We start from the raw sequence: 7245 nt of genomic DNA, 5'->3' as shown, positions 1-7245 counted from the left end.
GCAGGTCGGCCGCGCCCGGCGGCAGCTCCACGGGGTGCGCGGCCGGGGCGGGGGAGAGCTCCACCACCACGCCGGTGCCGTCGGAGAGTTTCAACTCCACTGTCTCAGCCATGGGTTGATGATGGCACAGCACAACCGCCCGGGCGCGGGGTATGACCCTGCGCGGTCGCAGCGCCCGTCAGCGAGGGGCGAGGAGGCAGAACTCGTTGCCCTCCGGGTCGACCAGTACCCTCCACGAAATGTCCGACTGGTCGATGCCGGGGTCGGTGGCGCCCAGGGCGCGCAGGCGGGCCTCCTCGGCCGCGAGGTCGTCGCCGGGGTAGGGGCGGACGTCGAGGTGGACGCGGTTCCACACCGTCTTGGTGTCGGGGGTGCGGACGAACTCCAGGTAGGGCCCGACGCCTTGGGCGGAGCGCATGGTCGCGAAGTCGTCGGTGACCTCGTGCACCGTCCAGTCCGTCGCCTCGCCCCAGAACCGGGCCATCGCGCGCGGGTCGGTGCAGTCGACCACCACCGCGGCGACCGGACCGGTGTCCCCGTAGACCGGGCGGGGCTCGAGGACGCAGAACTCGTTGCCCTCCGGGTCGGCCATGACGGTCCAGGGGACGTCGCCCTGGCCCACGTCGGCGAGCGTGGCACCGAGGTCCTCGAGGCGTGCGACCAGTTCCGCCTGCTGGGCGGCCGAGGTGGTGGCCAGATCGAGGTGCACCCGGTTCTTCACCGTCTTGGGCTCCGGGCGGGCGATGAGGTCGATGCAGATGGCCGTGGGGTCGGGGTAGGAGAAGCCCACGGGTTCGAGGTTGGTCACCCCCGGTGCCTCGCTGTCGACGCCCCAGCCGAGCGCCTCCGCCCAGAAGCGGCCGAGCGCGGTGTCGTCCAGGGCCTTCATGTTGATCTGCACGAGTCGTGTTGTCATGCCGGAGATCCTAAGATCCACGGACCCGCCGCTCACCGGGCCCGTACGGCCTGCGGAAATCGAGGTGCGGGCACCCGGGGCACGTCCCTACCCTCGGGCCCATGCGCCACGAACCCTCCCTGCTGAACGTCATCGATGTCGAAGCCACCTGCTGGGACGGGCAGCCGCCGCCCGGCTCGGTGAACGAGATCATCGAGATCGGCCTCACTGTCGTGGACGTGGCGGCGGCGCGCCGCGTCTCCCGGCACCGGGTCGTGGTGCGCCCCGTCCGCTCGGCGGTGAGCGAGTTCTGCACCGAACTGACCGGACTGACGCAGGCCGAGGTGGACCGGGGCGTCACCTTCGCCGAAGCGTGCCGGATCCTCGTCGAGGAGCACGAGGCGGGGTGGCGCCCGTGGGCGAGTTGGGGCGAGTACGACCGCCGGCAGTTCGCCCGGCAGAGCCGGGCCGACGGGGTGGCCTACCCGTTCGGCCATCCGACGGAGCGCACCCACACCAACGCCAAGGCCGTGTTCACCGAGGCCTACGGGCTGCGGAAGAAGCCCGGCATGGCCGAGGCCCTACGGATCGCCGGACTGCCGCTCGAAGGGCGCCATCACCGCGGCGAGGACGACGCGTGGAACATCGCCGCCCTCGTCCTCGACCTGCTGGGCCGCGGGGCGTGGCCGGTCACGGGGTGCTCTGGACCGGGAAGCCGGTGGGGCGGCCCTGCGCCTTCAGCCAGGTGAGCACCTGGTCGAGGGCCTCGACGGTCTGCTGGCGGTCGCCGCCGCCGTCGTGGAACAGGATGGTCGGGCCGTTGCCGATCTCCTTCTTGACCGTGCCGACGATCGCGGCGGTGCCCGGCTTGTTGAAGTCCTTCGAGTCGATGTTCCAGCCGAGCGGGCGCATGCCGTTCGCGGCGGCGATGCGGCGGCTGTCGGGAGTGAACGACCCGCCGGGGGCCCGGTAGTAGAGCACCTGGGCGCTGCCCCCGGCGGCCTCGTCGATCATCTTCTTCGCGTCCAGGATCTCCTTCTCCTGGTAGGCGACGGGCTTCTTGTCCATGGTGGTGTCGTGGGACACGGTGTGGTCGCACAGCCGGTGGCCGGCCGCGACGACCTGCTTGACGAGGTCGGGGTGGGCCTTGGCCTGCGGCCCGATCATGCAGAACGTCGCCTTCACGCCGTGCCGCTTGAGCACGTCGAGAACCTTCGGGGTCCAGGTGGGGTCGGGGCCGTCGTCGATGGTGATGTTGACGGCGTTGCCCCCGGCCTCGGAGGCGTGGGCTATGCCGTCGGGTATGCCGCCCTGCTGCTGCGTGCCGCCGTCGTTGCCCTTGGCACTGCCGTCGCTGTTGTGGCCGTCGGTGGTCGGGCCGCCGCCCTGCTCCTGCACGGCGTTCGCGTTCGGGCCGGAGCCGTGGAGCGACCCGGTGACCGACGGAATAGCCCACGCCGTCGCCACCACGGCAACGGCCCCCACGGCGAGGGCCACCCGCCGACGGCTGACCGAATTCCCCGCACGCGCCTTGAAGTCCATCAACGACCACTCCCCCCGGTTCCGGTTGCAAGCTCCACGACGTCCATGACGCGAACCGTCCGGAAGAGGTTCCCGCAGATAGACGCGCGTAGCGTCGGCCCGGTCGGCGAGTGGGCGCGGCGCGGCCGGTCAGTACCGCCCGCGGAGCCCGAACTTGCGGGCCACCACCGCGAAACGTCTCAATGCCGGCGGTGAACCAACGCGCGCAGGAGGCGGACGTAGGGGGTCCAGCGGGCGGGGGTGGCGACGGTGCCCCCGCAGGCCCGGACGGCCCGGTCGAGGGCGTCTTCGAGCAGGGCGTCGTGCAGCCACCGGAAGGCGAGTGGCCAGCTGACGCGGGCCGGGCCGTGTGCCCGCATGACGATCGTGTGGCGCAGCAGGGTGCCGCCGCCGTTGCCGCTCTCGGTGGCGGGTTGGACGGTGAACTCGTGGAAGCCGTCGAAGCCGCGCGGGCCGTTGAAGCGGAAGCGCACCCAGCGGCCCGGCTGGTACCCGACGACGGTGTAGCGGACCGGTCCGTGGCCGCCGGAGGCGCCGACGGCGAGCGGGCCGTCGAAGCGCATCCGGGGCCAGGCCGGTCCGGGCCACAGGCGGTCGTCCGGGCCCGCGAGGCCGTCGAGGAGCGCACCGACCGTCTCTTCCGGTGCCGGGACGGTGCGTTCGTGGATGTTGAGTACGGCCATGGGCCTGGGCCCCCCTTGTTTTGGATGGTTCTCTCCAATTGATGTGGAGAGTACTCTCCATTACATGCCGAGGCCACCCCGCTACGACGAATCCGCCCTCCTCGACGCCGCCGTGCGACTCGCGGCCACCGGAGGACCCGCCGCCGTCACGATGTCGGCCGTCGCCCGGGAGAGCGGCGCGCCCAACGGCTCCGTCTACCACCGCTTCCCGCAACGCGCCGCGCTGATGGCCGAGTTGTGGCTGCGCACGGTCGAGGAGTTCCAGGCGGCGAGCCTGCCGCTCTTCGACGCGCACCCCGAACCGCATGTGGCGGCCGGGGCGGTGGCCCGGCAGGTGGTCGCGTGGTGCCGGGCCGAGCGCGAGCGGGCCGTCGTGCTGCTGTACGGCGTGTCGGCCTTCGGCAAGGCCGAGTGGCCCGAGGCGTACCTGCGCCGCGAGCAGGAGGGCACCCGCCGGGTGCGCGAGGCCGTCGCCGGCCTGGCCGAACGCCTCGGCGCGGCAACGCCGTTGGACATCGACCGGGTCTCCCTCGCCATCGCCGGGCTGCCGCTCGCCATCGTCCGCGGCCACCTCCACGCCGGAACCCCGATCCCCGCGCACGCCGAGGAACTCGCCGAGCAGAGCGCGACCGCCCTGCTGCGCGGGGCCGGGCGGTAGGCGCGGCGAGCTCCGGCCGGGCGTCAGCGCTGGAGGATGTCGAGCCAGGCGACAGGGGTTCCCTGGAGGCCGGGCGGGTAGACGGGGCCGCCCTGGAGCCCGGCGGGATAGCTGTTGCCGCTGAGGTAGAAGGTGTGGCCGTCCGGGCCGAGCGCCAGGCCGCCGGGGAGCTCGACGCTGTTCGGGGTGACGGTCTCGGCGGGCACGAGGGTGCGGGCCACGGTGTCGTAGGACAGGATCGAGCTGCGGTAGGCGTAGCCGGGCGGGAGGGGCGTGCCCGGGGGGATGGTGATCACCGAGGTCTGGACGAGGTAGAGCCGGCGGCCGTCCCGACTGATCGCCGGGTAGCGGATGTTGTCCCCCTGCGTGAAGCGGAAGCCCGAGGTGACGGTGTCGGTGGTGGTGTCGACGAGGTAGTCGCTCTGCGAGCTGCCGATGCCGTACAGCGTGCTGCCGTCGGGGCTGAGGACGGCGCTGCCGGAGGCGCCCCTGCCGGCGGTGAACGTGCGGACGAGGCTGAGCGAGGTCGGCCTGGCGCTCAGGTGGACCAGCCCCGCGCCGGTGGTGACGTAGGCGTCGCGGCCGTTGGGGTGCAGCACGATGGAGCCCGCGGCGTCGGTGGTGAGGGCGAGGGCGGCGGTGAAGGTGCCGGTGGCGGTGGAGTAGGCGAGGACGCGCCCGGCCGAGCCGCCCCAGCGCGACTGCGGCCCGACCTGGGCCAGGTAGACGCCGACGCCGTCCGGGCCGGCCACGAGGGAGCTGATCGGACCGTCGACGAAGGTGTCCGGGTGCGGCTGGACGGGCAGCGGGACGTCGGCGAGCACGGTGTCGCTGCCGGTGTCGACGGTGACCAGGCGCTTCTGCCCGACGACCGCGAAGACCCGGGCGCCGTCCGGGCTGACGGCCAGTGGGCCGACGGACGAGCTGGGGGCCGGATCGAGGGTCAGTTCGGCGGTGATCGCACCGGTCCGGGTGTCGACGGCCTTGAGCGCGCCGGTGTGGTTGTCGTCGTCGTTGGTGACCGCGACGTACGCCTTGCTGCCGTCCGGTATGACGACGGTGGTCGAAGCCGCGTACCCCACCGGGACGGTCTGCGACACGCCCGCGACGGGCTCGCCGGCCGGCTCCGCCGACGCGACCCCGGTACCGGTGCCGGTGGCCACCAGCAGCCCGGCAACTGCCGCCGCACCCAGCCAACGTGCCCTTGCCATGAACGACTTCACTGTTCTCTCCCATTCTGAGCGCGACGTGTTCACATCGGTGAGCGCCAGAGTACGGGCCGGACGCGGCGAGTTGGGCGTCTCCGCCCCACACGCCGAACCGGCGGTAGACGCAAGGCGGTACGTGCCTACGGCACATGACGGAGCACGGCCGCCATGACGGCCTCCTCGTGCCGGCCGCCCGCACCCGGGATGCGGCTTCAGACGGTCTCGACCGCGCTCGGTCACCATGCCTGTCGTGGTGGCGAGACGGAGACCGGCCGGATGGCCGGGAGGCGTCGCCGGAAGGAGCGAGCTGAATGTGCGGGATCGCCGGATGGGTCGACTTCGAGCAGGACGCGGACACGCTGCGCACGGTGGTGCGGGCGATGACGGACAGCCTGGCCTGCCGCGGGCCCGACGGTGACGGGGTGTGGTTCGCGCCGCACGCGGGCTTCGGGCACACCCGCAACGCCGTCATCGACATCCCCGGCGGCGGGCAGCCGATGGCCGCCGAGGAGAACGGCCGCGCCGCCGTCGCCGTGACGTACAACGGCGAGATCTACAACTTCCGCGAGCTGCGCGCGGAACTGGAGGCCAAGGGGCACCGGTTCACGACCCGGTGCGACACCGAGGTGGTGCTGCGCGGCTACCTGGAGTGGGGCGCGGACTGCGGCACGCACTTCAACGGGATGTTCGCGTTCGGCATCTGGGACAGCGGCCGCGAGGAACTGTTCCTGATCCGCGACCAGATGGGCATCAAGCCCCTGCTGTACAAGCGGCTGCCGAACGGGATCGCCTTCGGCTCCGAGGCCAAGGCGCTGCTCGCCCACCCCGCCGTGGACGCCCGGGTGGACGCCGGGGGGATGGCCGAACTGCTGGCGCAGACGAAGTCCCCGGGCGTGTCGATCTACGCGGGCGTGCAGGAGGTCCTGCCCGGCAGCGTGCTGCGCTTCGGCCGCAAGGGCTCGGCGCAGAGCACGTACTGGGCGCTGGAGGCCCGCCCGCACACCGACGACCTGCCGACCACGGTCACCCGGGTGCGGGAGAAGCTGGAGGAGGTGGTCGCCCGGCAGCTGGTCGCCGACGTGCCGCGCGGCATGCTGCTCTCCGGCGGCCTCGACTCCAGCGTGCTCACCGCGCTCGCCGCCCGGTGGGTCAAGGAGAACGGCGAACCGCCGCTGCAGAGCTTCTCCCTCCTGCTCACCAGCGCCGAGGGCTTCCGGTCCGACGAGATGCGCGGCACCTCGGACGCGCCGTACGCGCACGCGATGGCCACGTACGCCGGCACGGTGCACCAGCAGATCACGCTGAGCACCAAGGAGCTCGCCGACCCGGACGTCCGGCGCGCGTGCGTCGTCGCGCAGGACATGCCGTCGATGTTCGGCGACATGGACGCCTCGGCGTACCTGCTCTCCAAGGCGGTCCGCGAACGGGCCACGATGGTGCTGTCCGGCGAGACCGCCGACGAGGTGTTCGGCGGCTTCCCGTGGGTCCACAACGAGGACGTCGTGTACAGCGATACCTTCCCGTGGATGGGCATCATGCACGTCTACGACGCCGAACACCCCGGCCTGGGGCTCGGCCTGATCGACAAGGGCCTCCTGCGGAAGCTGGACCTGCGCGGCTACGTGGCCCAGCGCTACCGCGAGGCGCTCGCCGAAGTGCCCGTGCTGGAGGGGGAGGCGAAGCACGAACGCCGCATGCGCGAGGTCATCCACCTGCACCTGACCCGCTGGCTCGGGGTGCTGCTCGACCGCAGCGACCGGCTCGGCATGGGGCCCGCGCTGGAGATGCGGGTGCCGTACTGCGACCACGAGTTCGTCCAGTACGTCTTCAACACCCCCTGGTCGATGAAGAACCACGACGGCCGGGAGAAGAGCCTGCTGCGCGCCGCCGCCGGCGACCTGCTGCCGCGCAAGGTCCTGGACCGGCAGAAGAGCCCCTACCCGGTCACCCAGGACGGCGCCTACCTCGCCGAACTCTGCCGCCAGCTGCGCGACGTGCTCGCCGATCCGGCCGCGCCGGTGCTGCCGCTGATCGACGTCCCCGCCGCGCTGGCGATCGCCGAGAACCCGGCGCGGGTGTCCGGCCAGCCGGGCGTGTGGGCGTGGATCTGCCGCCTGGACGTGGAGATGGTGCTCAGCCTCAACACGTGGCTCGCCGAGTACCGCGTCACGCTCGACGTCTGACCGGGAGGTTCTCAACGTGTCCACTCTCGCAGAAGTGCCGCGCTCCGCCGAGGAGTTCGTGCGGGCCGTCGAACGC

Annotated in this window: 7 protein-coding genes; 3 read left to right on the top strand and 4 right to left on the bottom strand. The window is 72.3% G+C overall.

Going from position 1 to position 7245, the window contains the following annotated elements; all coding sequences use genetic code 11:
- Positions 1–178: 178 nt before the first annotated feature.
- Positions 179–916, bottom strand: coding sequence for a VOC family protein (locus tag AB0O00_RS25135; protein WP_363655333.1), 738 nt, complete (start codon positions 914–916; stop codon positions 179–181).
- Positions 917–1017: 101 nt separating this feature from the next.
- Between AB0O00_RS25135 and AB0O00_RS25130 the strand changes: the two genes are divergently transcribed.
- The gene (locus AB0O00_RS25130) at positions 1018–1644 is read left to right on the top strand and encodes a 3'-5' exonuclease (RefSeq protein WP_363655331.1); all 627 of its coding nucleotides are present in this window, start codon (positions 1018–1020) and stop codon (positions 1642–1644) included.
- On the opposite strand, the gene AB0O00_RS25125 is transcribed toward AB0O00_RS25130, so the two are convergent.
- Positions 1586–2437: a polysaccharide deacetylase family protein gene (locus tag AB0O00_RS25125; protein ID WP_363655329.1), complete on the bottom strand. Its 852-nt coding sequence runs from the start codon at positions 2435–2437 to the stop codon at positions 1586–1588. The two genes, AB0O00_RS25130 and AB0O00_RS25125, sit on opposite strands and share 59 nt — an antisense overlap.
- A gap of 179 nt (positions 2438–2616) precedes the next feature.
- Positions 2617–3120, bottom strand: a complete 504-nt coding sequence (locus AB0O00_RS25120) for an SRPBCC family protein (protein WP_363655327.1) — start codon at positions 3118–3120, stop codon at positions 2617–2619.
- A gap of 64 nt (positions 3121–3184) precedes the next feature.
- On the opposite strand from AB0O00_RS25120, the gene AB0O00_RS25115 reads away from it, so the two are divergent.
- Positions 3185–3778 carry a helix-turn-helix domain-containing protein gene (locus AB0O00_RS25115; protein WP_363655325.1) on the top strand — a complete coding sequence of 198 codons (594 nt, stop codon included), beginning with the start codon at positions 3185–3187 and terminating at the stop codon, positions 3776–3778.
- 23 nt (positions 3779–3801) lie between these two features.
- Here AB0O00_RS25115 and AB0O00_RS25110 read toward each other — a convergent pair whose 3' ends face one another.
- The gene (locus AB0O00_RS25110; RefSeq protein WP_363655323.1) at positions 3802–4989 is read right to left on the bottom strand and encodes a hypothetical protein; all 1188 of its coding nucleotides are present in this window, start codon (positions 4987–4989) and stop codon (positions 3802–3804) included.
- Between the two features lie 308 nt (positions 4990–5297).
- Here AB0O00_RS25110 and asnB point away from each other — a divergent pair, with 308 nt between their 5' ends.
- Positions 5298–7169 carry an asparagine synthase (glutamine-hydrolyzing) gene (gene asnB, locus AB0O00_RS25105; RefSeq protein WP_363655321.1) on the top strand — a complete coding sequence of 624 codons (1872 nt, stop codon included), beginning with the start codon at positions 5298–5300 and terminating at the stop codon, positions 7167–7169.
- Positions 7170–7245 lie beyond the last annotated feature (76 nt).

Origin of the sequence: Kitasatospora sp. NPDC093558, from assembly GCF_040683475.1 — a bacterium.
Taxonomy (GTDB): Bacteria; Actinomycetota; Actinomycetes; order Streptomycetales; family Streptomycetaceae; genus Kitasatospora.
This window is presented reverse-complemented; position numbering and strand designations above follow the sequence as displayed.